This is a genomic window from Parahaliea mediterranea, from assembly GCF_003402235.1.
GTDB lineage: Bacteria > Pseudomonadota > Gammaproteobacteria > Pseudomonadales > Halieaceae > Parahaliea > Parahaliea mediterranea.
This window is the reverse complement of the sequence record NZ_QEWO01000002.1, coordinates 143300-168525: the sequence shown is the minus strand read 5'-3', so window position 1 is coordinate 168525 and position 25226 is coordinate 143300. Positions and strand designations below refer to the sequence as shown.

The window sequence follows — 25226 nt, the reverse complement described above, 5'->3', positions numbered from 1 at the left end:
GCATACAATCCTACTACAGGCCTTGCACTAACAGGGCGTATATTGATCCTTCCTGCTTTAAAGTGTTCGGGATGAGCAAGCGAGAAGCCTCGAAGCAAACCCTCCTGTACGCTCAGTTACTTACATTTTGGGATTGATTAAGGGCACTTTAGACAATGAAAAAGTATACTCAATCAAGATTAGTGCCTGTGGTATTCGAAAACTCCACTGCTCATCCTCTAGATATTTCGCTGTTTGACACAAATGCATATGCCACAATACAGGGTACTGGTTTCAAAACTACTCCGCTGCGAATAATTCGTTCTGCAATGGTCCACTACAGTGGACGCTTTCCTGATAGCTCAATATTACGTTTCACTAACTCACTCATTGACTTGATTCAGAGTCTAGATGGTGTTCGTGAAGATGGACATTTTTATATCCGTGAGAAAGAAGCTGCGGAGTTTCAAACGCGCTCTTCGGAGGTTCTGGCCGTTGGTCTTTGTCTTGACCTAGCTTCCAAGCTGTTCTCTGTAAATAGAAATCGGTTTTACGTAATTGACGGTTCTAGAAAGCGTTGTGACTTCTATTTTGAAAAAAATGGCTTGCGTTACTTGCTGGAGGCCAAGGGCAGGAAGGGAAGTATTTCATCTGCAAGAAATGATATCTTCGATAAGAAACTTGCATCTGGCGTTACTACACCAAAGTACGGGTTCATTAGTCAGATACCCCGGGGTAGTAAACCAACGAAAATGACGGTTGTTGACCCTGACTATGTGCCTTCAGATTTTCCCCGCCACTTACTGATTTACCAACTACTATTTTATTACTCAAAATTGACAAAATTCGCTGGATTCTGGAGGCTTTCAGAGCTGCTTGCGTCTCGAGCGAGAGCAGTCAGGAGAAGCGGTAGTGTAGTCAGCTTCGATAACTCGCCCCTTGATTTAGGCAATGTAGAGAAGCTTGGCAGTTCTGTAGTTTTTGAAGTGAACGGCGTTCCTTTTACTGCGTTTTTCCCCAGGAATTTTGAGAAACTCATTTCTTTTCGGTTTGAGAATTTCACTTCCATATTTCCAATTGACAAACTATTAGTAGAAATTTTAGAAAGACAAGACTATGAAAAACTACTGAGTTACCATGGTACTGAACTGGCTGTGCAGATGGGAGAGGGTGTATCTATTGAGTCTTCGGAAGATGGTTCCTCAACTATGTTGATATCTGATGATAGACTAGAGGAGATAAAATCCTTGGCCTGAGTACGTCGTTCCTTGGTTTGGCTCTAGGCGAAAGCAATATCTTAAATGTGTACTTGAAGATTATATAGCTATCGGGGCCTTCAGTAACGGTTTACATGTCTATATTCTTCTTCAATCGGAAGTAGGTGGAGCGAGAAATCCCGGTAGTAGCTACCACTTCCTTGCCACTTACTCCTTACGCTTCGCTTGCTCGGGCAGTCAGTGCTGTACTTCGCCCGTGTCGAGCATGTCACGCAGGAGTTCATAGGCCACTATTCTCAGGACAACATGCAGGAACTTATCGTCAATCTTAGTTTTGGCAGCCGACTCGACATACTGCGACGGATGGTGGAGCGGAGCAACGCGCCCGACGATCTAAAGATAGAGGCAAGGGCCCATTTCAGGCGAGCGGCGGAGCTGGCCGGGAAACGCAATATATTTGTCCATAACCCTTTTAGTGTGTACATCAACCGAGAGGGCACCGATCTGGCCGTGGATTTTGCGAAGTACCAGAATCGCGAAGTGGTGATCACCGCCAAGGAGTTGGAGCAGTTTATTCAGGATGCCGAAAACTTGCAGGTGGAAATGTTCTCCACGCTGGCAGCGCTGACCAATTATTGCGCGCCACATCAACCTTTTGGGGTTGGTTAACGACAGCCGAGTTTTTTGCGATATCGACGAATCGAGAATCACACGGAGGTACATAGTGAACGGATGGATGCGGCTGTGGGTATTCTTGTCTACGGTATGGGTGATCACTTGTGCTGTTACTGTGCCAATCATTTACTTCGACAATATCGAATATGGAGTAAAGCGTGCACAGGAGCGAGCGATTGAAAATGCACAAAAGTTTACTTTTGAGGCCACGATCACCAACGTGGAAGGTGAGCGGTTTAAGATCACTAAGGACGATCTAGCATCAGATAAAAATGAAGCCTTCTCGAAATTGGCAGAGAAAGGTGGAGCACCTATTTCCGGTGAGGAGCAAGAGAGAGTTACTCTTGAATATGAGGCGGCAATTAAGTTGGCGATTTCAAGACTTTTTGCCTTGCAAGAGTCTGCAGCTCAGGCTGCGCGAACTGAGAGTCGCGCTCTTTTCAGTTATATCGGAACAGCTTCTGCTGTCGTCCCTCCGTTAGTCATTCTAATACTAGGCCATGGTATTGCTTGGGTGCGACGTGGGTTTGGTGTTCCCAGTGTAGACGAATAATTTATCGCTTAATTGTCCAGCATGATTTTTAAAGGCTACAAACTGGATCAAGGGCTGCGGCTCAAACCATGGAGCTATCGACCAGAGCTAGATAGGCGGAGATTGATACAGATCAAGCATTAGCTCTCGATCACTGGCAATCTTAGATATAAATGGTTACCTTAACCCGTTGTTAGGGAAATCTAGTTCAAGAAAAGGAATCCAGTAATGAGATCATTCCTTCGAGTTTTGTTTGCAGCGTGCGCACTAACCATTATGGCGGGATGTGCGTCTATTCCGCCTGTTGACTTCACCGTTCAAGACGTTGGCATGGTTACCAACCGGAAAAATGCCGAGATGAAATCTCTTACTGTTGGTTACGCTCCGCAATCTCAGCAGCGAAATGTCGAAGCTAATGCAACGATACCGCCGGTCTGGAAAGAAGGCCTGCAAGACGCCATCAACCGGTCTTTGATTTTTTCAGATGACACGGAAATGAAAGTTAACGTATCAGTTCGTATCACTGAGTTTGATATCCCAGCATTTGGTGCCTCCATGACCACTTCTGTAGGTGCCATTTATGAGATCGTTGACCGAGAGACGGGTGATCTTCTGTTTGCGGAGGAGATTATGAGTGAAGGTGTCGTGCCGGCTGGTTACGCCTTGAATGGTCAAGCTCGCGCTGTGGAATCATGGAATAGAGCCGTACGAAACAACATTGCTGACTTTATCAAGCTTTTAGAGCAAGCCGACTTTTCCAAACCAATGTTCGAAGGAAGCGGGGAATAGAACTTTGCCGTATCCAGTGAAGGCACTGTCATTTCTGACAGTGCTCACCATTGCAGTCTTAGGCGGTTGTTCGACGGTCGATGGGCAAGGTCGTTACCGGGTAGAATCTATAGGAAATGCACAACGATCTGTTGATGCCGTTGTCATTTCTGCTAGGCCAGCCTACATCCAATACGACACTACTGGACGGGGTTCAACGTTGGGTGGCCTTGCGGGTGGAGGATTGGCGGCAAATAGCGACAACGCAGGCGTAATTATTGCGGGCATCGTCGGGGGAATACTAATTGGCGATGCCATTGAGGGAATGAATAACGTCTATAACGCTACGGAATACGTAATAAAAACATCAAAAGAAGCTATTTTCACAGTAGCCCAGATCGATGAAGGAAACCCAATTTTCGTCGCTGGCAACAAGGTAATATTAGTTTACGGCTATCCCAGTCGTCTCATTCCAAGCCCGGACTGACCGACCGGGTCCTCTGTATGGGCCATGCATTGAATAGAATATATACCCCGAGCAAATGAATTTCATGGGGGTTAATAGGGTGGAGAACGGGATTCAAACGCAGTCAGAAAAGACCGCTTGGAGGGCCGTCGAAGCCTCCCAAATCCTAAGCATGGCCATATTGCTCACGCCTGATAGGGGCGGATGGTGTTCTGTGACGTGCGGCTGTTTTACCGCACCTAAGAGTTAGTACTTCCTTACTTGTTGATATTAAAGTGAAGATGCGGGCCTCCCTGAATTGGTAAAAAAATAATCAATTCACGCGCTTTTAACCGCTGGACGAATTTACCGAGACCCATATGGGATGCGGAGGAGGGGGTGTCACAACTTAAGAGAAATGAAAATCGGCCAGACCGGCGGCCGGTAACACCTCAGAGTTGAAGTCATATGCTCTTACAGACAGGGAGTGAGCCTCCTTGATTAATTGACCTGCATTCACCGTACATAGAGCAGTAGCAGATATGCACAACGATTTTGTTAAAGGAGGCGTTGTAATGCAAAAACTCTTCCTCGGTAAACTCATCCAGAAGTGACTTTCTAACAAGCAATATTTCTTCCCCCGGCTGGATAACAGCTCCTTCTTTCAAGTCGTTAAATTCCCACCTGCGTGTATTCGCGCCAGACTCGAGCAAGGCGATCGCATTTCGGAAGCCATCCACATCGATATGATCAACGCTCAAGTTGAACGTCGATACAATGGCAGGGCCAAGCCCAGTATTAACAATTTTCTGTTCGAATACGCCGGTCTCGACCAATACAGAGCCTCTAAGCTGAAGATATGGTCGCACCGATAACTTGTCGTGTCTCATGCTTCGGTACTCTGTCCAGATAGTGCCAATCACCGAGATAAATACGGCTAATGCGATGAGCCACAGTTCTATTTTCCTATCGTTACTGACACTATTTCGCCAATCATTCGTTACGCCCGCAACCTTGGGGGGCAGCCTCTGAAGCTTGTTACGCCTATTTTTCCAGACACCTTTTCTCATTCTTAGATTCACCCGCACTTTCTTGCTAGATGTGCTTGCTATAATTTCCTTAGAAATTTTCTTTGTTTTCTGAACTATATCGGATTAATATTTTTAGACCTTTTTATGTAACGCTTAAAATGCGCTAATAAAATCCAAAGAAGGAGCAAAAAATGGAGCGTGCTTTCCTTTTTTCACCAAGAAGCGCTGCGGTGTTTGCGGTTCTATCGACAATCCTCAGTGAATCTACTTGGAGCAATCCTTTAGCCATTGTTTATGATGCTGGTGGGGGATCACCTTCCGGCAATGTCCTCGACCTTATTGTTTTCACCATTCTAGCCATTATCGGCATCCTCTATTGGGCTGGAAATATTGTTTTTGAAGGGAAGGGAAAGCCAGCGACGTTTTGGTGTGTAGTTGGAGGCTTGGGTGGTCTGATGTTCACGCCAGGAAAGACATTTTTCACAATATTTGGCATTTTTCTGCTGCTTTTATGTGCGTTGGTGCATGTGATGTATAGCGCAGAAGCTGCTCGCAAGCAACGATCTACGCGCGAATCTGATTTTGGGGTCACCGAGGATGCTCTTGGCCATACGAATACTAATCAACCTGTAGTTGGTAGTGCCATTAAAAAAATCAGTAACTCCAATGCATTGATTGCACTGCTGGCAGTGTTGATGTTTTTGGGTATTGTGACTTTCTATGGCAATCTATGGACTGTGGCTCCTTCCGCAAACCATGCGGTACAACCTGCCAAAAATGCAGTGCAAGTGCCGCAAACGACGCGAAAAGAAGCAGCGAGAGATATTTCTTTGCCATCAATTTCGACACCAAGACAGATACCACCTTCAGTCCAGAGAATTAAGGAGAAAACTGCGCAGGAACGTACGGCAGGTGGTGGCCAAACCAATACAGCTAGGTGCCCTGAGGGGTGGGCCGCTAATATCAATAATCCTTCTCACTGCGTCTATGCGGGAGGCGCTTCCGAAGGTGCGAAAATCACCGGCCCATGTAGATTTAAGAGCATCATGACGAATCAAGATTATGTAAATTGTGGCAGGACGCCACCTTGAAAAATCCCTTCTGGATAAAGGTGAAAGTCTCAGCTGGGGTATTCCAGTTTTGAGACTCTAGGCGGGATTTAGCTAGCGGCCTCACATATCAGGAAAGGCCACATTTAACACTCGGATTGAGCTGGTATCGCTATTCAAGAGGTGTGAGACTGGAATTAGGCTAAGAAGCAGATTAAAATCCCGGTCCATAAAATCAATTTTTAACAGCAGCCGGTTGGTTCAAATTGAGTGACTACTCGTCTGGGTCTTAGCAATGCGGCCGTGGTTGGCTAACTCTCTACGAATTTTTTCGGTGCATCCATTCGGTACATTAGAAGCCATTATTATATCTAGTGGTTCAGTACGATTCTTAGTTCTTCCAGACTCTTCGAATTCGACAAGATCAGCATAGTAAAGCATCTGTCTAATAAGTACCCAGCGCGAATGCCCATAGATTGAGCTAGAGTTAATCAGCCCGTATTCATTGGAATAGTGGCCTTCGATAGCTCCCAATCCATCGGTTCTGAATAATTCTAAAATTTCGCCTTCTACTGCTGCTAGATACAGTCGATCACTTGGTGATTTCTTTACTCCGGTTCGATGGCTTGGATTGAAGGCCCATGCCTGTGTTATTAGGCTAGATGTTGGTTTGCTCTGAAGCACATGTATCGCTAAGCCGCCGCCTAAAGAGAAGCCAGTAGCGATGAGGTCATTGCTTGGGTACGTTTTTGCGACCTTTTTTACGTATTCACGGGCTGGTTTAAATTGGACTGGCTCCCACCAGAGAGCAAAGTTGTGCTTCAAATAATCTGGATAAAACTCGTCGCTTCCACGAAAGGCAATAATGATCTTGGGTGACGAAAATCGATCACCTGACCCATAGTATTCAAATGTGCTTGCTTGAAATCCAGATTTACGATCATCTACGTTCAGGGTATCAATTCGTCTGAGGCTGTCGGGAGCAAAAAAGTGCTTGTCTTCGCTCTCACCAGATTTCTGAAGAGTTAGCCCTGCCGCCAAGGCATAAATATATCCTTTGCGCGCTAAAGCTAGTTTCAGGTCGCTCTCTGGCTTAGCTGAACCTGATTCTTTGTACGCATTAATATCAAGATACCTTGCATTGCACCAGATGTATCCCTCTTCATTTCCCCAGTTTTTTGGAAGTATGGATAAGCCTGTGCCACGAATTGAGGCACATCCGGAAGCTAGAATAAACAAGAAAATTGATGAAGCCTGGCAAAGCTTTTTAAAAATCATAGTCTAACCTGCCTTTTTCCTCGCCAGTAATAATCTGGCACGTTATTGGTCCTGCTAATTCCATTGGTCAGCCTAAGCTAGTCGTCGATACGCGCTGACGCACAAAGATTGGAAATTTATTGATGGGTTACTTAGGTGGATCTTCGATTCTGGAAATGTAATATTCTTTTTTAGGTTAGCAGATATTTTGCTTTTGGGTATATTCGGTCAACAATGCATCATGCGGGCGTTAGTCTCAACGAGGGTCGAGGGGCACACCACGCCAAGGCTTGGCATTACTAGTAGCCTCACATGTTAGGAATCAGACACTTTTGACACTCGATTTGACTCGATGCCACCAATCACAAGATTTGAATTCTGTTGCTTTTCGGTGGTCGTTTTCAACAATAGTTGACCGCTAATTTTCAGAAATTTTTGACTAGGAGAGGGTTTTGGGTCCCGAAACGTCCGTTGCAGGTCGTAAAATGAGCCCTTAAACTAACAAATCGCCAATGTACATCAGGATTTACAGGGTAAAATTGACGATTATTTTTCTTTCTAATCAATGTGTTAAGTTTGTTGGCGGTTTAGAGGCCTTAATCTCTTCCGATTTCCTGACATTATCTCTACGTGGGCAAGGTGGTTGCCCGCGATCTGTCATGAAATCGCTACATCAAAGCTTGCCACCCTCAGAAATGTGAACTAAATTGAATTGCATAAATACAATCCTGTGCAATCACACTAAGGATAAGCCCATGTGCCCTGTAGCAAAGAATTGCCTTATTGCGGCTTGTGCGTTGTACCTCTTTCCTTCAGCCGGCCATGCTCAGGATAACTACGAACCCTGTAATCGATTGTTGTCACATGGGATTACCAACACAATGAATTATTCGGGGGACCACGAGTATTATTCATTGATGTACGAGCGGCACTGTAGTGTCGTTGCTGGCATCTCTAATCGAGCGAGTTCTGACGCGCTTGAGATATCTGTTCTGAGCGACTTTCTTGGTATTGGAGCCTCTCAAGACAGTGCTGGGTCAGACCTTAGTACGCAGGAATTATGTGAGGTCCTGGAACATAAGACTGGGAATGCATTACGTGTCCGTGTTATGACTAAGAACCTCTACGACAAGGGGTTGGATGCCTGGCGATCCTGCATTGACCTACTGAACAAAAAGACCAAGATTACTCCGACAATTGATCAAAGCCAACGGATGGTTGACATTGAAATTTCGCAGACCTCTGGAAGTGCTCTGTTAACAGGAGTCGACACCCACAACATGCAGTGCAAGGTTGACGGAAAGGTGCTGGGTGAATCGGAAAGTATAGAGCTTTCGGCGCGTTCGAAATCGCTGCGTTGCACACGCTCTAGCAAGCTCACCCAATTCTATGAGCAAAGGGCTGAGTATTTTCCTCCTGCTAACGTAAAAGTGAAGACTGACACAGGGGATATGCGGGTCGAGTTTCAGGAGATGATTGACGGGCCGGCGAAAAATCGTCTGGAAAGAATTGAGGCTCAGCTGGCCACCGCTTCCTCCCGTAGGCTGAGATGCGAGGTGTACGAATCAACGACGCAGCCGAGTGCTGTTGACACTTTGACGGCCACTGCAATAGTTCCGGAATCTTTTCCCAGTGAGGATGGTTGGGTAGTGACCGGTGGCGGTTGTTCAGCTTCGGTCATAGTAGCCAGTAGTCGTTACCATATCTCGAAATCTGAAATGACTCAGGACCGAAGGGGTTGGTTCTGTGAATCGATATTTCAGGCGAATCATGGCGGGACACGCACGCTCAAAGCCCAGGTGCGCTTCTGTAAAGTGGAATCCCCATAAGGGAAGCCCCCGGGACACAAACCAGCAACGGACCCAGTCCGATGTCGCGTTACCCGATATCTGAGCTTGTGGGCTTAAAAAATAATATCAAGAGCATGGGTGCTGAGCAGTTGACGGGAATTGATCGTGGCGAGTCTGAAAGTGGGACGGCATCGCCAAGAACTTTTACAGCAAGATGGATATGAACTTGAGGCTTCAGAAGCCTTGATAAATAACGCTTGAAAGTGCAAGTCCGTCCGTGGGACGGTGGGCATTCGACGCAATTTCCCCGGAATTTTGGCATACCTTATGCAGTTGCCAAAATTAAATTCTGGAAATTTTTTTGCATTACAGCGAGTTGTAAAGCCGATGACCGGCGTTCCAGTATAAAATTGCCGTTCTCATTTTCTAGCATCAATTATCCATTGCGTACATATTATGTTGGAAGCGTACAGTATTTGTCATATCGGCTAACATAGGCCGATTTAATTGAGTGTGATAGCGGGTGTTTTGTCGGTTTGTAGCTCATAAACCATGTGCCGATACGCATAGAAACGAAAGTTATCTGGTGCATAGGAGACATGGTCATATTGCCCTCGTCTAGTTGGGGCGGATGATGGCAAGGCATTTTGAGTAAGTGGGGTAGACGGGGTGCGCTGGATGACACTGTGTCGTCTTTGGTTTGGGTTGGGCGCTTCGATGTCCGTCAGCTTCATCGGATATTTTTCCTCGCCCTACCTGATGGCGATCCTGACGAATCAGGTCGCGCAGTATATCAGCACCGGCAAACGCAGCTCTAGGTGCAGACGATCATTGCTTTTCGCTCAGCAAATCCGCCTTGGTGTGCGCACCTTCTAAAATCGTTCTCTAGAGTCAGCTGGTCGATTTTGGCGTGAAGCGTTTTCACATCAATGGCTCGCTCTCGAGGGCGCATGTCTTTCCAGGGAGGCGGATAAAAATCGAATTTTCGGGGTTGTCAATTGTGCGACTGTGGTCTATGTGTTAACTGTGGTTGGGGGTTCCTGTAGTAAGGAGTGTGTAATATGAGCGAGGTGATTCTTATTACTGAGTATATAACAGATACGAATTCTGCGCAGCCTAGACGTAGGGTCGCCACCTTAAATGGTGAGCCTGTTGTAGTCGGCTATGGCAATATTGAAGGGGATAGCTGGGTTATTGGCTGGAGGTTGGACAGTAGTCGATCCTGGCAGGAGGTATTAGCTGGGGTTGCTCGGGAATTCGTAAAACTAAAAATTGATAATTTGGTTGGCAGTGTTCTTTACGAAAATGAAGATGAGGCTCAGGATATTATTGACAATTTCTCTGAGAGAAGTGTATTTGAAAGAATAAGCGAGCATGACCTTTCCGCTACCGCTTCCGAGAAAGTCGTTTCTGATTTTGTTAGGAGTTTTCACCAACATGGATATACCAAGCCGATTATGATGGTCATTGGAGATCGTGATATTCAAGTTGAGCTGATTCTCGATCGATTAACAGAGCAGTACACGTCGGCCACCATCATGGCCCCCTCCACGCAACTTCGAAATTTTTCAGATCTTCTTTCAAGTAGCCACGAAAATCACAAGCTTAGTGAAAGTCGAAAATTGACTGAAAGCCTGTTGAAAGGCTTGTGCAGCGAAAACAACTTGGGTGAGCAAGTATATGGGTGATCGGGTCAATGTTAATGGTGGTTGGATTCGTTTAGTTGCTAAACCAAAATCCACAAAAAAATCAAATTCCAGCTCGATTAGCGCTGGAGACCTTCTGCTCAATTGCCTGAACCACAGCAACATGCCCTACGATTGTGAAGTTATATCGCATAACTCGGAATTAGCCAAGGTGGCTAAGTCAAGATTTAAGAATGGAGGGTCTGGTCCGGGAAAATTTCAGGTCGGGGGCCGGGTTGGTTTTTTTCCCAATAGAATGTCGCAAGATGTGGGGGAGTGGGTGGCGATAGATGTCGGAATGTGTAGCTTGGTTGCGCGAACTGATGTGGTGGGCCAAAACCCGATACCAAGTACGTATAATGTAAAAGAAAAAGTTAAGGTAAAATAGAGTGGAATTTGAATGGGCATCGATATGGGGGTGGATGCTTGTTAGTGCGTTTGTTAAGCTAGGTATTGCTTTAGCTCCTACTTTGGCCAAAGAGCATGAGTTTAATTGTGAAAATTGGGATGAAGCGAAAGAAGTTGCGGCAGTGTCTGCAACCCGAGCACTACTGACTTCCACGCCAGTTGTTTTATTTATTCAAACGTTCCAACGAACAGATACTATTTGTGCTGGAGGGGTTGACCCTCTTCTGACATTGGTTGCTTTCCTGTTGATCTCATTTCTGGCCTATATCTTTCTGCAGTTTCCTGTTTGGTGCATAAAGGGTCGAGTAATACCTTTTCTTCTATTAGTGGTTTTGGTGGTATCTGAGGTGGTTTTCGGAAGTTGCTTCCTTGATGGGACATCTAGTTTTTTTTGTGAGTCATGAATTTAAGAAGTACATCTCTTCACTGGAGGCCTCGGCGGTATTTAAATTGATCGAGAGACTTTTTTATTGATGGAAGTTGGTTTGTACGTCCTGTGATGTGTGGCTGCTTTAATCGCACTTAAAAGTTGGTACTTGCTTACTTATTGATATCAAAGTGAAGGTGCGCCCCCCTTTGAATTGGTTAAAAAATAATCAATTCGCGCGCTTTTAACCGCTGGACGACTTTACCGAGACCTCAGACTTCGAAGATCACTCTGAAATCTTTGCTGTCGTTTAGTTTGATTAGCTTCCCCTTATAGTGATAGCTGGTTAAACCCAAGAACGTGAAGCCCTCAACAATGTCAAAATGAATGAACTTACTGGCTGGGTTTTCGAGCAGATCATCGAGTCTGCGGTGTAAAGCTTTGATGCGGTTCTCTGGTTTAATGTTTCCCCATTCCATCATATCTGTGCAGCTCGTGTTGTACTGGATTCGATTCCGTGAACTACTTCTATGTCGAGGTAGGTTGTTGAGTACAGCATCCCATCGATAAAGCTGAAGCCCACTTCGTTGGATAGCCCTGTGAGGGCCTGAACTGCGGCAGGGAGGTGAAACGACAGTATGCCATAGTCAATCTCGATCTCTTCGTATTCGTCGATGTCGGGATCAGAATCGAGTTCCATGACCCCATTGATTTCGGGCTCGTTAAAACGAAGCAATAGGTGGTGTTTGGAGAGGTATGCTAGATAACTAGATATCTCGATAGTCAGGCTAGAGTGTGCGTGAAGCCTAAAAGGTTCTGTTTCGATACCCTGCTTCGGAAGATCAAGGACCGTTGTATTGGATACAGGGTGAAGAAGGTTCCCCCAGCAAAGATCGGGGTAGAAGACGAATAGCAGAAACGGAGCTTCGTAGGTGTGCAGTGACCAATCCAATCGCGAAGTCGGTATGTCGCCAAAGTATACACTTTTTGGCGTCTGCGAGCAATTTCGATCATCACTACAGCGCTGACCGGATGGTAACTCAGCGTCAACGTAGACTGCCGTAGTAGTGTCCGCTAATGGTTCTCCTCAGAACAATAAATGGGTTACGAAAGTGGCCCCGGTACATTGGAGTCCAAGTAGGCGACAAAAATATAGATGAGAATTATCGATCAAAAAATGAACAAATCCTTTTCCTGCTATGAATTTGGAATATGACCGGCCCCAATTTTTTCTTTTGGCATGGGTGGTTAGAAAATGGCCATTTGTGCGGTGGCGAAAGCATGAATTCCGGCTCGAAGCCTTCTACTTGGATGGCACACATAATGTTGACGCAACTACCCCTAAGACCCCTAAGTACACGGGTTTTAGTGTACAGAAATTCAAGTAAAACCCTTTAAAAACAAATGGATACATGAGTTTTTTCAAAAACACTGGCAGTGTTGAGGTCTGCGGTTCGATCCCGCATAGCTCCACCAATCTAAACCTCGAGTCGAAAGGCCCGAGGTTTTTTTATGCCCCATCGAACCGCCTGCGGCCCGATGTCGAACGCGACCCCGGCCCTTAGCTCTACCAAACAAACCCCCGAGTCGAAAGGCTCGAGGTTTTTTTATGTCTCATCGAACCGCCTGTGGTCCGATGTCGAATGCGATCCCGGCCGTTATAGCTCCACTTGTCTAACCTCCCTTCGAAAGGCTGGAAGTTTGTTGACAGCCCATTGAGCCATCCTCGATTCGAAACCGAGCGGTTTGCTCCGTATTGAACCCTGCGCGCTCTGTCTGGTTAAGGGTGTGTCGCAGACCCTTCGAGGCGGGGCTGGACGTTGCCATCTTGTCGGGGTTGATGTGGTGGCACCAGCACCGTTGTCTGCGTTTCGGCGAAGGAGAAAAAGGCGGTCTTCACCCTTTATCAAATCACCGGTGTTAACTCATCGGCTGCGTCGATCAATCTTTTCGTGGCAGCGATTAGGTGCAGCAGGTTGTTCGTCATTTGAGGTTCGCGCGCATGCAACGATGCGCGCTGTGAATCGTCCTTTTTTCGTTCTCCCACTTGGCATGTTGTTCGTGTTGCGAGGCAACAGCGTGACGCTGGTTTGCAGGCAAGGAGAATGGATTGCCACCTCGCCAGCGCGAGCTTTTATCGCCAGGGTTGTTGCTGTTGTAGTACGAGCGTGATGATGTGCGCGTTGCGCGTATGGTGATGTGGGTGTTGTACGGGCAAAAACTGCAATAATGCATAAAATTTTTTTCGCACGATTTTTTTGCCGTTTGGCGTGTTGCTATGCCGGTTTCTGGCGATAGGGTGCAAGCGAAATTTTTTGCCTGGCAAACGCCGGATGTATTAAATCCCTATATTTATAGTGTTTTGTGAGGTCTTATAAATTGTTTGCTGTTGATCGTGTTCTTGCAGCGCGCTTGCGGCGAGCAGCCGATAACGCCGCAAACCCGTTTATTTACAGACTATTACGCCTGAGCATTTTGTTGTGTGCTTTTGGGATTGTTGTTATTTTGTTGGGGCGTCACCCGTATCACAACCGTGGAGATTTGCGACATGGCAACCGCTAAGAAGAAGGCAGCTTCCCGTAAGGCACCGGCGAAGAAAGCCGTGGCCAGGAAAGCCCCCCGCAGGAAGGCAGCCGCCAAGCCTGCTGTTACACCGGCTTTGAAACGCGCGAACGATGCGCTGGACAAGCTGCAGAAGGGCCTGGAAACGGAGCAGAAAAAACTGGCGGAAGCTCGCAAACGCGTAGCGGCAGCCAAGGCAAAGGCAGACAAGCGTGCATCGAAGAGTGCGGCGCTGGCATCATCCAAGGCTTCCGCCCGGGTCAAGGCTGTGCGTGAGCGCATTGCCACGGCGCGCAAGCGGGTCAGCGAGGCGGCGGACGACGCCAAGCTGAAGGCGTCGCGCCTGGCGCTGAAAGAAAAGCTGTTACTGAAAAAGGCAGAACTTGCCGCTAAGACCGAAGCCGACAAGGCGAAGGCGCTGGCCAAGTACGCCGCCACCTGGAGCAAAACACGGGTCCGTGCTGATGGTAAGAAGCTATCGGCGCTGGAGAAAAAGCTCGAACGTGAGCTGAAGGCGATTGAGAAGAAGGCCGCTGCCAAGCAGAAGGCCGCCCAGAAAAAAGCCGCCGCCAAGCCCAAGCGCAAAAAAGCCGCAGCAAGCAAGGCTGCGCCCAAGCGTAAAGCAACTGCACGCAAGGCGCCCGCGAAGAAAAAGGCCGCGGCTCGCAAGGCACCCGCCAGGAAGAAGGCGGCGGCGCGCAAGGCGGCACCCAAGCGCAAGGTGGCCGCTCGCAAGGCAGCCCCGAGGAAGGCGGCAAGCAAGTCCTGATAAGATAGCGCGAAAGCCTCACCCCATTACCGCCGGCCCCGTGCCGGCGGTTTTCGTTGCGGGGGTGTCAGTTCTGATCCAACTGGTTGAAGTTGGCAAAGGCCTGCGGGCAGTCGGAGAAGTCCACCCGTTCCCGGCGCAGTGTTGCGTACCAGCCGCGCACAGAGCGCTCGCCGCGTTGCAGGTAGGCGGGCAGCGATGCCAGGCAGTCACTGCGCAGTAGTGCCGCCAGGTACTGCTCCTTTTCACCGTCAAAGGCGACGGCCAGTTGCAAGGCGTTATCGCTCATGGGGCCAAGCAGGCGCCGGGCAAGGTCGGTGGGCAGGGCAGGGGTGTCGCAGGCGCTGACCAGCAAAAATTCGCTGTTGATGGCACTGGCCGCCGCAGCGATACCGGCCAGGGGGCCTTCAAAGCCCGGCAGGTGATCCTTGAACAGTCGGTCGCCAATCGTGGCGTAGAAGTGGGCATTGCGGTTGCAGCTGACCCACAGCGCATTCACCTGGGGCCGCAGGCGGCTGGCCACGTGTTCTGCCAGGGGGCGCCCCTGCCAGATCAGGGTGCCTTTGTCGCGCCCGCCCACGCGGCGCCCGGCACCGCCGGCGAGCAGCAGGCCCGTGATGCAATGGCTCTCTGGGTTGAACTTGTTCAGTGTGAATCCTCTTCCCGTCTTTCGCCCGTTCCGGGGCCTGTGGGATAATTCCAGAATTGATTGTGTCGGGCAATGGGCCGGCACCCGCCCCGAACCATGCTGACCACGACCACACCCCCTATGGCGAACCTGCTCGCAATCGACACATCCACAGACGCCTGCTCTGTTGCCCTGCTATGCGCCGGCCAAATCAGCGAATACCACGAAGTCATCCCGCGCCAACACAGCCAGCGCCTGTTTGGCATGCTGGCCGAGTTGCTGCCCAGCGGGCGGCTGCGCGAGCAGGGCATTGACGCCATCAGCTATGGCGAAGGGCCGGGCTCTTTCACAGGATTGCGGGTATGTGCCAGTGCCGTTCAGGGGCTGTGTTTTGCCAACCAGCTGCCGGCCGTGCCGGTGTCGACCCTGCACGCCCAGGCCTACACGGCCCTGCGGGAGGGCAGGGTGAGCAGCGGCGACACGCTCCTTAGCACCCTGGACGCCCAGATTGGCGAGCTGTACTGGAGCCTGTTGTGGGTGGAGGGCGAGCACATTGTGGCCATCCAGCCGGCGGCGGTGTGCAAGCCCCAGAATCTGGCCGTGGGCGGCGATTCTGAACTGGTTGCCCTGGGGAGCGGCCTGGCCCATCTCGATGCCATGCCCGAGGGTGTGCGCGCGCGCCTTGGGGCACGTCACCCAGACCTGCTGCCCCGGGCGCGGGATCAGTTCCCCCTTGCCCTGGCCGCCTTCGCCCGGGGCGAAACACAAGCCGCCGATGCGGTGTGCCCGGTGTATGTCCGTGATGAAATCTCCTGGAAAAAACTGTCGGAACAGGGCAAATCCGCATGATTGATTACACGCAAGCCGCCATTCTGGCGCTGCTGCAGGGGCTGACCGAGTTCCTGCCGATTTCCAGCTCTGCCCATCTGGTGATTCCCTCGCTGGTGCTGGGCTGGCCCGATCAGGGCCTGGCTTTTGATGTGGCGGTGCATGTGGGCACCTTGGCGGCGGTGGTGCTGTTTTACCGGCGCGATCTGTTCGACATGGCCACGGCCTGCCTGGGTGGCAAGGGGCAGGACGCCGCCGGCCAGCGCCGCCTGGTGGCCCAACTGGCGGTGGCGACCCTGCCGGCGGTGCTGTTTGGCTTTGCCGGGGATGACTTTATCGAGGCCAACCTGCGCAGCCTGCCGGTGATTGCCACCACCACACTCGTGTTCGGCCTGCTACTGGGGGTGGCCGACCGCAGGGGGGGCGGTGGGGCCGCCCTGAGTTGGGGGGTTGCCATCGCAGTGGGGCTGGCCCAGGCGCTGGCGCTGATCCCGGGGGTGTCGCGCTCTGGCGTAACCATCACCGCGGCGCTGATGCTGGGCCTGTCACGGCATGATGCTGCCCGTTTTTCATTCCTGCTTTCTATACCGGTGATTGGCGGGGCGGGCTTGCTCAAGGTGCTCGACCTGATGGAACAGGCGGCGCCGGTAGACTGGGGAGCGTTGGTTTTTGCCGCCCTGGTGGCAGGTATCACGGCCTATGCCTGTATCGGCCTGTTCCTCAGGCTGCTTGACCGCATTGGCTTGATGCCTTTCGTCTACTACCGCATTGCCCTTGCCGCGCTTCTATATGCCATCTGGGTGGCCTAGCAAAAAATCTTACGGGCAACATCGATAGCCTTTGCTACACTCAAATTGAATAGCGAGGGTGGCCCACCGGAGGACCCAGACGATGCCCAAGATTGTGGATCACGAAGAACAGCGTTTACTGTTATCGGCGACGGTCGCACAGGTGGTGGCTGAATCCGGACTCGAGCACACAACCCTGCGCACCGTGGCGGCCCGCCACGGCTGCACCAAGGGGATGGTGCAACACTATTTCTCAGACAAGCACGAGCTGTTGCTGGCGGCCCTGAACTACGTCGAGGGCCAGTGCGATGCCCGTTTGCCGACGGAGGATGACGGTCCCGGTGGACTGGCATCGCTGCAGGCACGGCTGATGGCCCAGTTGCCGGTGAGCGATGAACTGGTGGATGAGTGGCGGGTGCGACTGGCCTTTGTCACCCTGGCGGGGCAGTCGGATGCCGTCGCCGAAGTACTGGCCGAGCGCCAGGCCGAGCGCCAGGCGGTGGCCATGCGCCTGCTGCGCCAGGCCCAGAAGAAAGAGCTGAAGAAAGGCGTGTCGCCACTGAACGCCTGGCGTACCCTGCACTGCCTGGTTTCCGGCCTTGGCGTGGCCGCGGCCGCCGGCGATGGCCAGTGGAGCGCCGCCGTGCAAAAGAGCCTGCTGAAGGCCGCCATCAACGACTTGCGCCGCTAGGGGCAGCCGACTACCCTAGCGGGCTTTTGCGGGGCTGCCGGCCCCGCCCACCCCAGGTCAGGTAGTCATGTCCCAGGCAAGTTGCGACGCGTTCAACCAGGCGCTGTGCGAATTTCTCGCCCGCGCCGTCACCCCCTTTCATGCCGTTCAGGCGATGTCGTCCCTGTTACAGGCGGCGGGTTTTGAGCGCCTGCAGGAGGCGCATAACTGGCCCCTGGTGGCCGGCGGCAAATACTACCTGACCCGCAACGACAGCTCCCTGGTTGCCTTTGTGATGGGCAGCGATGCCGGCCCGGAGCAGGGCATGCGCATGGTTGGGGCCCACACCGACAGCCCCTGCCTGATGGTCAAACCCCAGCCCGAGAAGGTGCGCCAGGGTTACTACCAGCTGGGTGTGGAGGTTTACGGCGGTGTGCTGCTCAACCCCTGGTTTGATCGCGACCTGTCCCTGGCCGGGCGGGTAAGCTACGCCGATGCAGCCGGCGCCATGCAATCAGCCCTGGTCAACTTCCAGCGAGCAGTGGCGTTTATTCCCAGCCTGGCCATTCACCTGGACCGGGAAGTCAACCAGCATCGCAGCGTCAATCCCCAGACCGACATCCTGCCCATCCTCACCCAGCTGCCGGGCGACGACAAGCCGGACTTTCGCGCCCTGTTGGCAGAGCAACTGCGGGCCGAGCACGATGGCATCGACGTGGCCCGGGTGCTGGATTACGAACTGTCCTTCTACGACACCCAGGTGGCTGCGCCGGTGGGGCTTGCGGGCGAGTTCATTGCCTCGGCCCGGCTGGACAACCTGCTCAGCTGCTTTACCGGCCTGCAGGCGCTGTTGGCGGCGGATGGCCGCCAGAGCAGCCTGCTGGTGTGCAACGACCACGAGGAGGTGGGCAGCCTGTCCACCGCCGGCGCCCAGGGGCCACTGCTGCGCTCGGTGCTGCGCCGGATGGTGGGCGGTGATGAAACCCGTTACGCCGGGCTCACCGACGGTTCCATGATGATCTCCGCCGACAACGCCCACGGCATTCACCCCAATTTTGCCGATAAGCACGACGACAACCACGGCCCGAAACTGAATGCCGGGCCGGTGATCAAGATCAACGCCAACCAGCGCTATGCCACCAACAGCGAGACCGCCGGCCTCTACCGTCTGCTGGCCGCCGCCGAGGAGGTGCCGGTGCAGGCCTTTGTGGTGCGCACCGACATGGCCTGCGGCAGCACCATTGGCCCGATTACCGCCGGGGGCACAGGCATTCGCACCCTCGATATCGGCGTGCCCACCTTTGGTATGCATTCCATACGCGAACTGGCCGGCAGTCGGGACGCCTGGGACTTAAGCCGCGTGCTGCGTCGCTTCTACAATCACGTCGGCCCCCTGTTCACCGGCTGAGCCAGCCTTGCGGGCACTGCTGCTTTCTGCCTACGACGCCCCCAGCCACCGCTACTGGCAGCGCGGCCTACGCGGCATGCTGCCCGACTGGCAGTGGACCTGCCTGGGCCTGCCGCCGCGCCATTTTAGCTGGCGCGTGCGGGGCAACCCCCTGCACTGGGCCCTGCGCGAACGCCACACCCTGGAGGCCGGGGCCGACCGGCTGATTGCCACCTCCATGGTGGACCTGGCTACATTGCGCGGCCTGGTGCCGGCACTGGCGCGTATCCCCAGCCTGCTGTACTTCCACGAGAACCAGTTTGCCTACCCGCCCGGGCGCGCTCGCCACGGCCTGCTGGAGGCGCAGATGGTCAGCCTGTACAGCGCCCTGGCTGCCGATCAACTGGCCTTTAACAGCGCCTGGAACCGGGACAGCTTCCTTGCCGGCGTAACCGCGCTGCTGAAACGGCTGCCGGACTACGCCCCACCCGAAGCGGTGGCGCTGCTGGCGGACAAAAGCGCGGTGCTGCCGGTGCCGCTGCTGCCTGGCGAGAACGCCCCGTCAACCTTTTGCCCCTGGCGCGGGCAGGGCGCGGTGAACGAGCGTCCCCTGCGGCTGCTGTGGCCCGCGCGGCTGGAATACGACAAGGGCGGGGAGGGGCTGGAGGCCCTGCTGACGGTGCTGCTGGCGCGCGGGCTGGATTTTGAGCTGGCCATTGTCGGCCAGCAGTTTCGCCAGGTGCCCGAGGTGTTCAGCCGCATCCAGCGCACGCTGGGTGCGCGGCTGGTGCAACTGGGCTGGCTGGAGGCGGTGGCGGATTACCAGCAGTTGCTGGCCCAGGCGGATATTGTGCTGGCCACCGCCCTGCATGAATTTCAGGGGCTGGCGGTGATGGAGGCGGTGGAGCGCGGTTGCCTGCCGGTGCTGCCCCGGCGCCTGGCCTACCCGGAGCTGTATCCGGCGCCGTTTCTCTATCCGTCGCATCCGGATGAGCCGGCGCGCGAGGCCACAGGCGCCGCCGACCGGGTGATGGCCCTGGCCAGCGCCTTGCGACGCGGCACCGTGCAGCCGCCATCGGTGGCCGGGCACAGCCTGGCAGCGCTGGCGCCGCGCTGGCGTCAGGCCCTGGGCGCGCTGGCCGGAGGCGGGGAATCCCGCTAGAATTGCCGCCTTTTACAGCCGAGCCAGCCGTATGAGCCAAGCCGCAAAACAGCGCGTCCTCACGGGCATCACCACCACCGGCACGCCCCACCTGGGCAACTATGTCGGCGCCATTCGCCCGGCGATCGCCGCGTCCCGGGACACCAGTATGGAGTCCTTTTTCTTTCTGGCGGACTACCACGCCCTGATCAAATGCCAGGACCCGGACCATGTGGCCGAGTCCAGCCGCGAGATTGCCGCCACCTGGCTGGCCCTGGGCCTGGATACCGAACAGGCGGTGTTCTACCGCCAGTCCGATATCCCGGAAGTGCAGGAGCTGACCTGGATTCTCACCTGCAACACCGCCAAGGGCCTGATGAACCGCGCCCACGCCTACAAGGCGGCGGTGCAGGACAACGAAGCGGCCGGCGAAGACCCGGACTTTGGCATCACCATGGGGCTGTTCAACTACCCGGTGCTGATGGCGGCGGACATTCTGTTGTTTAACGCCCACCGGGTGCCGGTGGGGCGCGACCAGATCCAGCATCTGGAAATGGCCCGGGATATCGCCCAGCGTTTTAATCACAACTATGCCGAGTTGTTCACCCTGCCGGAGGCGGTGGTGGACGATAACGTAGCCGTGCTGCAGGGCCTGGACGGGCGCAAGATGAGCAAGAGCTACGGCAATACCATCCCCCTGTTCCTGCCGGAAAAGCAGCTCAAGAAGCACATCAACAAAATCAAGACCAACCTGCTGGAGCCCGGCGAGCCGAAAGACCCGGACGATTCCACGGTGTTTCAGGTGTGGAGCGCCTTTGCCAGCCCCGACGAAACCGCGCGCATGCGCCGTGAGTTTGAGAACGGAATTGCCTGGGGCGAAGCCAAAAAACAGCTGTTTGAGCTGGTGAACGGCGAACTGGCGCCCGCCCGGGAGGAGTACAACCGCCTGCTGCAGGACCCGGCCTATATCGAATCGGTGCTGCAGCGCGGGGCCGAGAAGGCCCGCGAGCACAGCGTGCCCCTGCTGGCCAGTGTGCGCGAGGCGGTGGGCATTCGCCGGATGGCCTGAGGCGCTTTAAGCGCGTCTTGATGCAGGCGGCGGTGAGCCGCCTGTTATAGCAAAAGGGCGGCCTTACCCGCCCAGGCTGTAATCCAGCTGCAGGAAAACGCTGCGCGGCTGGCCCACAAAGTAGCGATATTCACCAAAGCCCACGTCGGCGCGTTCGGCGTACTCCTCGTCCAGCAGGTTGGTGACCCGCACGGTGGCGGACAGGCCGCGGCCGAGGGCAGTAGATGCCCGCAGGTTCAACAACTGGTGGCCTTCGTATTCAAAGCTGTTGGTGGGCTCCAGGTAATACTCGTCCAGGTACACCCATTCCAGCTCCGCCACCGCGCGCTGGCCCTGCCAGCCCAGCCGGGCGCTGCCAAAGCGGCGCGGGGCGGTGTCGATGTCGTTGCCGGCGATGTTCTCATTCAGGCCCAGCAGCTGTGGGTTGTTGTCGTAGCTGTGCTTGGCCACGGTAAAGTCGAGCCCGGCATACCACTGTTCCAGAAAGCGATAGTCCAGCGACAGCTCGGCGCCGCGGTGGCGGGTGCGGGCGCCGCTCACGTTGTAGCGGTCGGCATCCTGGAAAATCACATCGTCCTTGCGCATGTGGTAAAGCGACAGGCTGTAGTTGAGGCTACCGCCCACGTCCCCGCGCAACCCCACCTCCAGATTCTGGATCTGCTCCGAATCCAGGTCGGCCACCTGCTGGCCGGCCTGCAGGCGGTAGAGCTCGCTGGTCTCCGGTGCGCGAAAGCCGTTGGCAGCGCGCACAAACAGCACCTGCCGGGGGCGGTACTCAAAGGCCAGGCCCAGGTTGACGGTGGCATCCTCAAAGCTGTCGGTGCGATCCGCCGGGCGATAGAAGCGACAGGCCGAGGCCCCGGGGGCGCAGGCGTCGCCATCGCCGGTGCGGTTGTCGTAGTCGTAGCGGGTGTCCTCGTAGCGCAGGCCGCCGTCGAGGGTCCAGCGCGGCGCCAGCTGCCAGCTCAGCTGGGTGAACAGGGCGGCGGTGAGGGCGTCCACCTGGTAGTCGTAGTGCACGCCGGCGGGCTGGTTGGGGCTGAAGTCGCCGTCCTGGATTTCGGTGAGCCAGCCGTCGGTCAACTCTGCCTCGGCGCCGGCCATCCAGGTCAGCGCGCCCCGTTCACCCTGCAGTAGGGTGCGCAGGCCCAGACTCTCGTGGCCGTTGTCTTCCACCGGCTGCCAGGGCACAAAGTGCTGCAGGAAGGTCATGCGGTTTTTGCGGTAGTAGGGGGTGATCTGCAGTGTCGTGCCGCCGGCAAGCTCGCGGGAGGCCTGGCTGTAGGCGCGCACCGACCAGGCGTCGCGGTAGGCTTCCGGGTTGGGGTTGTCGCGGCGCAGGTCATCGTCTTCATACACCTTGTAGCCACTGATAAAACCGGCGGTTTCCTGGTTCAGGTTGCTGCCTTCCACCACGCTCTGGAAGGCCCAGGTTTCGCCGCTGTAGTCGTGGCGCAGGCTGAGCTTCTGCTGGTCGTAGCCGGCGTCGTCCAGGTAGCCGCCGTCGGTGCTGCCGTTGACGCGCAGGTCGATGCCGTGGCTGCCGTGGTTGCCGCTGTAGTGGTAGCCGCCCCGGTAGTAGTCGTTGGCGCCGGCCTCCAGGGACAAGTGCTGCTCGGGGGTTTCGGCCGGGGTGGGGGAGAGCACGTTGATCACCCCGTGCATGGCGCTGGTGCCGTAGAGCGCGGTGGCGGGGCCCTTGATGACCTCCACCCGTCCGGCCTGCTCGGTATTGGCGTCAAACAGCTGGTTCACGTTGCAAAAACCCGGCGCTCGCAGGCTGATGCTGTCGGCGGCCATCAGGAAGGAGCCGCAGCCGCCAGCGCCGGTCAGCACTGGCGAGCGCAGCGCGGTGAGGCTTTCCTGCCCGTTGCCGCGGCTGATCCAGCTGCCGGATACACGCTGCATCAGTTCGTTGATATGGATGGCGCCGGTGAGGTCGATGGCATCGGCGTCCACACTGGCGTGGCTGAGCGGGATGCGCAGGGCATCCCGCGGGCTGCGGGTGGCGGTCACCAGCACCTGCTCGGTGTGCAGGGCCGGCTCGCCGGCGCTGGCAAAGGCCGCAGGGTGGGCCGCGGCGGCCACGCAGGGCAGCAGCGCCAGGGTCAGTTTGCGGGTTCGGGATTGGCAGGCGTTAGCGTATTTCATGGTGTGGCGGTGCACCTCTTGGATTTATAGGATGGCAGCCCCTGCGTTGGTGGCGTCGCGGGGCTGCGCTATTCTAGCCACTTTTGTGCCCCAAATCAGGTGGCGGGGCAGGGGCCGGGGGCACACCATGACAGAGACGCCGCTTAACAGCCAGCCATCCTATAACGGTTTAAGGCGCAGGGCGTCGCTGGCGCTGCTGGTCGTGGTCAACCTGCTGCCCCTGTACGGTGTGCTCTGGCTGGACTGGGACGTGGCGGCGCTGGTGGTGCTGTACTGGTCGGAGAATCTGGTGGTGGGCTTTTATACCCTGCTGAAAATGCTGGTGACATCGCCCATCGGCGGGCTGTTCACAGCCTGCTTTTTTACGGTGCATTACGGCGGCTTCTGTGCGGTGCACGGCCTGTTCATCCTGAAAATGCTGGTCGACCCGCAGGCGGATTTTTTAAGCGGCGAGCCCTGGCCGTTCTTTTTGGTGTTTGTGCAGTTGCTGGTGGATGTGGTGCGCCAGGTGCTGGCGCACGCCCCCGCTGCCTGGCTGGTGGCCTTCGCCGCCCTGGTGCTGAGCCATGGGGTGTCGTTCGTGATGAACTTCCTGCTGGCGCGCGAACGCGACCGCCTGGGCATCAAGGCGCTGATGTTCGCGCCTTACGGGCGCATTGTTATTTTGCACGTGGCGGTGCTGATTGGCGGCATTGGTGTGGTGGCCCTGGGCGAGCCGCTGTCTATGCTGGTTGTGCTGATCCTGCTCAAACTGGGCGTGGACATTGCCCTGCACCTGCGCGAGCACCGCCATATTGCCCAGCGAGAGCCGGTAACCTACCGGCCCTTCGGTGAGTTACAAAAGGTCCGTCAGTGAAAAGCCAATGCCGATGCGGTTGGTCAGGTGGTCCTGGTCGATCAGGCTTTCGCCGTAACCGTAAAAGTACTGCACGTAGCCCTTGAAGCGCGGGCTGATGGGGTAGGTCCACTCCAGTTGCACGGCCCCCTTGTTGTCGTCGCCGCCGCGCAGGTTGTTGCGCAGCATCACGGAAAACTCGTTCTGCTTGTAGCGCCACACGCCGGTGAGATCGCCGTAGCCGTAGTATTCCAGCACGTCGGTGTTGTCGTCTTCCTCGTCGTCTTCGGGCAGGCGATACCAGGCCCGGGCGCTTAGGGTCATGCGCTCGCGCTCGAACACTGCGCCGCCCATCACGCGGTTCCAACTGCGTGACAGGTCGCCGCCCTGGCCGTTGGACTGGTGGTTCAGGCCCAGGCTCAGCACGGTGTTGGTGAACCCGAGAACCTCCCAGTCGTTGGCGAAGGTCAGGAACAGCTCCGGCTGGTAGTTGGTTTCGCGAAAGGGGGAGGATTCGCTGTAAACCTGCCACCAGTTTTCCTGGGTATAGCCCACCCACAGGCTGCCGCGATCGCCGAAGACGTCCTCCCACAGCAGGGCCTTCACGCTCAGCTGGAACTTGGCCTCGATGTCCTGCATGTCCTCGTCGGGGTACTGGGTATTCCAGGACGCCTCGTTGGGCTTGGCGTTGTAGGTCACCGGCAACAGGTAGTTGCGGCGGTGGGGCGTCAGCACAAAGGCGTTGTTGGCGATGGCCTCTTCCTGGCGCAGGCGCTCACCGGCCAGCAGTTCCTTGCGGCCGGGCCCTTCCTGCACGATCACCTCCTGTTCCGGGGCGTCGTTCTCCATCGGTTCGGCTGCCATGGCCTGGTCTCGGGCCAGGGCGTCGTAGCAGCCAAGGCGCAGGGCGTCGTCGCGAATCAGCGCGCAGTCGGCGAGGGAGGTGGCGGCCCCCGCAGGGTGTGGCGGCAGGGCCAGCAGCAGGAGGGCGGTCAGAATGGCAGGGTAGCGCAGCATGGTGCATCTCGGGGTGGCAAAGGGCCGCCAATGATAGTGAAAGGGCGGCAGGGCGACAAACTCCGGGGATGTCCCGGGGATGCCTTCGCGCCGGTGACTTTGCTATGATTCGCCCTTTCGCGGCGCCGCGTCGGCGCGGTGTTCATCCCCCTCAGCAATCGACAGATCAGGACAGGCA

At 54.9% G+C, this 25226-nt stretch carries 24 protein-coding genes; 18 read left to right on the top strand and 6 right to left on the bottom strand.

All coding sequences use genetic code 11. The features are described from left to right. Positions 1-155: 155 nt before the first annotated feature. The 5 genes from DDZ17_RS22320 to DDZ17_RS22310 all read left to right on the top strand — a co-directional run bounded on the left by DDZ17_RS22320 (position 156) and on the right by DDZ17_RS22310 (position 3658). Positions 156-1235 carry a hypothetical protein gene (locus DDZ17_RS22320; RefSeq protein ID WP_157976498.1) on the top strand — a complete coding sequence of 360 codons (1080 nt, stop codon included), beginning with the start codon at positions 156-158 and terminating at the stop codon, positions 1233-1235. Positions 1236-1436: 201 nt separating this feature from the next. Further along, a complete protein-coding gene (locus DDZ17_RS06335) occupies positions 1437-1865 on the top strand; it encodes a hypothetical protein (protein WP_116365141.1) in 429 nt (142 codons plus the stop codon). Positions 1866-1920: 55 nt separating this feature from the next. After that, positions 1921-2424, top strand: coding sequence for a hypothetical protein (locus DDZ17_RS22315; protein WP_157976497.1), 504 nt, complete (start codon positions 1921-1923; stop codon positions 2422-2424). A gap of 207 nt (positions 2425-2631) precedes the next feature. Then, positions 2632-3192, top strand: a complete 561-nt coding sequence (locus tag DDZ17_RS22690; protein ID WP_206613468.1) for a hypothetical protein — start codon at positions 2632-2634, stop codon at positions 3190-3192. A gap of 16 nt (positions 3193-3208) precedes the next feature. Continuing rightward, on the top strand, positions 3209-3658 hold the full coding sequence (locus tag DDZ17_RS22310) for a hypothetical protein (RefSeq protein WP_157976496.1): 450 nt from the start codon (positions 3209-3211) through the stop codon (positions 3656-3658). 422 nt (positions 3659-4080) lie between these two features. Here DDZ17_RS22310 and DDZ17_RS06325 read toward each other — a convergent pair whose 3' ends face one another. Then, positions 4081-4506 (bottom strand): hypothetical protein, encoded by a 426-nt coding sequence (locus DDZ17_RS06325; RefSeq protein ID WP_206613467.1) that lies wholly within the window; start codon positions 4504-4506, stop codon positions 4081-4083. A gap of 332 nt (positions 4507-4838) precedes the next feature. Between DDZ17_RS06325 and DDZ17_RS22305 the strand changes: the two genes are divergently transcribed. Further along, complete coding sequence (locus tag DDZ17_RS22305; protein ID WP_157976495.1) at positions 4839-5738, top strand: hypothetical protein; 900 nt, start codon at positions 4839-4841, stop codon at positions 5736-5738. A 219-nt stretch (positions 5739-5957) separates the two neighbouring features. On the opposite strand, the gene DDZ17_RS06320 is transcribed toward DDZ17_RS22305, so the two are convergent. Further along, positions 5958-6974, bottom strand: a complete 1017-nt coding sequence (locus DDZ17_RS06320) for a Tle-like phospholipase domain-containing protein (protein WP_116365139.1) — start codon at positions 6972-6974, stop codon at positions 5958-5960. Positions 6975-8062: 1088 nt separating this feature from the next. Here DDZ17_RS06320 and DDZ17_RS06315 point away from each other — a divergent pair. The 4 genes from DDZ17_RS06315 to DDZ17_RS22290 all read left to right on the top strand — a co-directional run bounded on the left by DDZ17_RS06315 (position 8063) and on the right by DDZ17_RS22290 (position 11240). Continuing rightward, entirely contained in the window at positions 8063-8782 is a 720-nt protein-coding gene (locus DDZ17_RS06315; protein WP_116365138.1) for a hypothetical protein, read from the top strand. 1022 nt (positions 8783-9804) lie between these two features. Further along, positions 9805-10431 (top strand): hypothetical protein, encoded by a 627-nt coding sequence (locus tag DDZ17_RS06310; protein WP_116365137.1) that lies wholly within the window; start codon positions 9805-9807, stop codon positions 10429-10431. Further along, entirely contained in the window at positions 10424-10816 is a 393-nt protein-coding gene (locus DDZ17_RS22295) for a hypothetical protein (RefSeq protein ID WP_157976493.1), read from the top strand. The genes DDZ17_RS06310 and DDZ17_RS22295 overlap by 8 nt, the downstream gene beginning before the upstream one ends. A gap of 1 nt (position 10817) precedes the next feature. Further along, positions 10818-11240: a hypothetical protein gene (locus DDZ17_RS22290; RefSeq protein ID WP_157976492.1), complete on the top strand. Its 423-nt coding sequence runs from the start codon at positions 10818-10820 to the stop codon at positions 11238-11240. A 441-nt stretch (positions 11241-11681) separates the two neighbouring features. Here the strand turns inward: DDZ17_RS22290 and DDZ17_RS22285 are convergent, their stop codons facing one another. Next, positions 11682-12155 (bottom strand): hypothetical protein, encoded by a 474-nt coding sequence (locus DDZ17_RS22285; protein ID WP_157976491.1) that lies wholly within the window; start codon positions 12153-12155, stop codon positions 11682-11684. Between the two features lie 1596 nt (positions 12156-13751). Here DDZ17_RS22285 and DDZ17_RS06295 point away from each other — a divergent pair. After that, positions 13752-14534 carry a hypothetical protein gene (locus DDZ17_RS06295; protein ID WP_157976490.1) on the top strand — a complete coding sequence of 261 codons (783 nt, stop codon included), beginning with the start codon at positions 13752-13754 and terminating at the stop codon, positions 14532-14534. Positions 14535-14601: 67 nt separating this feature from the next. On the opposite strand, the gene mobA is transcribed toward DDZ17_RS06295, so the two are convergent. Continuing rightward, positions 14602-15267 (bottom strand): molybdenum cofactor guanylyltransferase MobA, encoded by a 666-nt coding sequence (gene mobA / locus DDZ17_RS06290; protein ID WP_116365133.1) that lies wholly within the window; start codon positions 15265-15267, stop codon positions 14602-14604. A 36-nt stretch (positions 15268-15303) separates the two neighbouring features. On the opposite strand from mobA, the gene tsaB reads away from it, so the two are divergent. The 6 genes from tsaB (at position 15304) to DDZ17_RS06260 (ending at position 21045) form a co-directional block, all read left to right on the top strand. Next, positions 15304-16011, top strand: a complete 708-nt coding sequence (tsaB, locus tag DDZ17_RS06285) for a tRNA (adenosine(37)-N6)-threonylcarbamoyltransferase complex dimerization subunit type 1 TsaB (RefSeq protein WP_157976488.1) — start codon at positions 15304-15306, stop codon at positions 16009-16011. Further along, positions 16011-16799 carry an undecaprenyl-diphosphate phosphatase gene (locus DDZ17_RS06280; protein WP_116366123.1) on the top strand — a complete coding sequence of 263 codons (789 nt, stop codon included), beginning with the start codon at positions 16011-16013 and terminating at the stop codon, positions 16797-16799. Before tsaB ends, DDZ17_RS06280 begins: the two co-directional genes overlap by 1 nt. An 82-nt stretch (positions 16800-16881) precedes the next feature. Further along, positions 16882-17469, top strand: a complete 588-nt coding sequence (locus tag DDZ17_RS06275; RefSeq protein WP_116365131.1) for a TetR/AcrR family transcriptional regulator — start codon at positions 16882-16884, stop codon at positions 17467-17469. A 67-nt stretch (positions 17470-17536) separates the two neighbouring features. Further along, complete coding sequence (locus tag DDZ17_RS06270; RefSeq protein WP_116365130.1) at positions 17537-18856, top strand: M18 family aminopeptidase; 1320 nt, start codon at positions 17537-17539, stop codon at positions 18854-18856. A 7-nt stretch (positions 18857-18863) separates the two neighbouring features. Further along, positions 18864-19997 carry a tRNA-queuosine alpha-mannosyltransferase domain-containing protein gene (locus tag DDZ17_RS06265; protein WP_116365129.1) on the top strand — a complete coding sequence of 378 codons (1134 nt, stop codon included), beginning with the start codon at positions 18864-18866 and terminating at the stop codon, positions 19995-19997. A gap of 31 nt (positions 19998-20028) precedes the next feature. Further along, positions 20029-21045 carry a tryptophan--tRNA ligase gene (locus DDZ17_RS06260; RefSeq protein WP_116365128.1) on the top strand — a complete coding sequence of 339 codons (1017 nt, stop codon included), beginning with the start codon at positions 20029-20031 and terminating at the stop codon, positions 21043-21045. A 63-nt stretch (positions 21046-21108) separates the two neighbouring features. Here DDZ17_RS06260 and DDZ17_RS06255 read toward each other — a convergent pair whose 3' ends face one another. Then, positions 21109-23196: a TonB-dependent receptor gene (locus tag DDZ17_RS06255; protein ID WP_116365127.1), complete on the bottom strand. Its 2088-nt coding sequence runs from the start codon at positions 23194-23196 to the stop codon at positions 21109-21111. Between the two features lie 127 nt (positions 23197-23323). On the opposite strand from DDZ17_RS06255, the gene DDZ17_RS06250 reads away from it, so the two are divergent. After that, the gene (locus tag DDZ17_RS06250) at positions 23324-24052 is read left to right on the top strand and encodes a DUF6498-containing protein (protein ID WP_157976487.1); all 729 of its coding nucleotides are present in this window, start codon (positions 23324-23326) and stop codon (positions 24050-24052) included. Here DDZ17_RS06250 and DDZ17_RS06245 read toward each other — a convergent pair. After that, a complete protein-coding gene (locus DDZ17_RS06245; protein WP_116365125.1) occupies positions 24032-25048 on the bottom strand; it encodes a phospholipase A in 1017 nt (338 codons plus the stop codon). The two genes, DDZ17_RS06250 and DDZ17_RS06245, sit on opposite strands and share 21 nt — an antisense overlap. Positions 25049-25226 lie beyond the last annotated feature (178 nt).

Bases quoted from the DNA above. Each gene is read 5' to 3' on its own strand.
- DDZ17_RS22320 (WP_157976498.1), top strand. From the start codon at position 156: ATGAAAAAGTATACTCAATCAAGATTAGTGCCTGTGGTATTCGAAAAC.
- DDZ17_RS22690 (WP_206613468.1), top strand. From the start codon at position 2,632: ATGAGATCATTCCTTCGAGTTTTGTTTGCAGCGTGCGCACTAACCATT.
- DDZ17_RS06325 (WP_206613467.1), bottom strand. From the start codon at position 4,506: ATGAGACACGACAAGTTATCGGTGCGACCATATCTTCAGCTTAGAGGC.
- DDZ17_RS22305 (WP_157976495.1), top strand. From the start codon at position 4,839: ATGGAGCGTGCTTTCCTTTTTTCACCAAGAAGCGCTGCGGTGTTTGCG.
- DDZ17_RS06320 (WP_116365139.1), bottom strand. From the start codon at position 6,974: ATGATTTTTAAAAAGCTTTGCCAGGCTTCATCAATTTTCTTGTTTATT.
- DDZ17_RS06315 (WP_116365138.1), top strand. From the start codon at position 8,063: ATGACTAAGAACCTCTACGACAAGGGGTTGGATGCCTGGCGATCCTGC.
- DDZ17_RS06310 (WP_116365137.1), top strand. From the start codon at position 9,805: ATGAGCGAGGTGATTCTTATTACTGAGTATATAACAGATACGAATTCT.
- DDZ17_RS22295 (WP_157976493.1), top strand. From the start codon at position 10,424: ATGGGTGATCGGGTCAATGTTAATGGTGGTTGGATTCGTTTAGTTGCT.
- DDZ17_RS06295 (WP_157976490.1), top strand. From the start codon at position 13,752: ATGGCAACCGCTAAGAAGAAGGCAGCTTCCCGTAAGGCACCGGCGAAG.
- tsaB (WP_157976488.1), top strand. From the start codon at position 15,304: ATGGCGAACCTGCTCGCAATCGACACATCCACAGACGCCTGCTCTGTT.
- DDZ17_RS06275 (WP_116365131.1), top strand. From the start codon at position 16,882: ATGCCCAAGATTGTGGATCACGAAGAACAGCGTTTACTGTTATCGGCG.
- DDZ17_RS06270 (WP_116365130.1), top strand. From the start codon at position 17,537: ATGTCCCAGGCAAGTTGCGACGCGTTCAACCAGGCGCTGTGCGAATTT.
- DDZ17_RS06260 (WP_116365128.1), top strand. From the start codon at position 20,029: ATGAGCCAAGCCGCAAAACAGCGCGTCCTCACGGGCATCACCACCACC.
- DDZ17_RS06255 (WP_116365127.1), bottom strand. From the start codon at position 23,196: ATGAAATACGCTAACGCCTGCCAATCCCGAACCCGCAAACTGACCCTG.
- DDZ17_RS06250 (WP_157976487.1), top strand. From the start codon at position 23,324: ATGACAGAGACGCCGCTTAACAGCCAGCCATCCTATAACGGTTTAAGG.
- DDZ17_RS06245 (WP_116365125.1), bottom strand. From the start codon at position 25,048: ATGCTGCGCTACCCTGCCATTCTGACCGCCCTCCTGCTGCTGGCCCTG.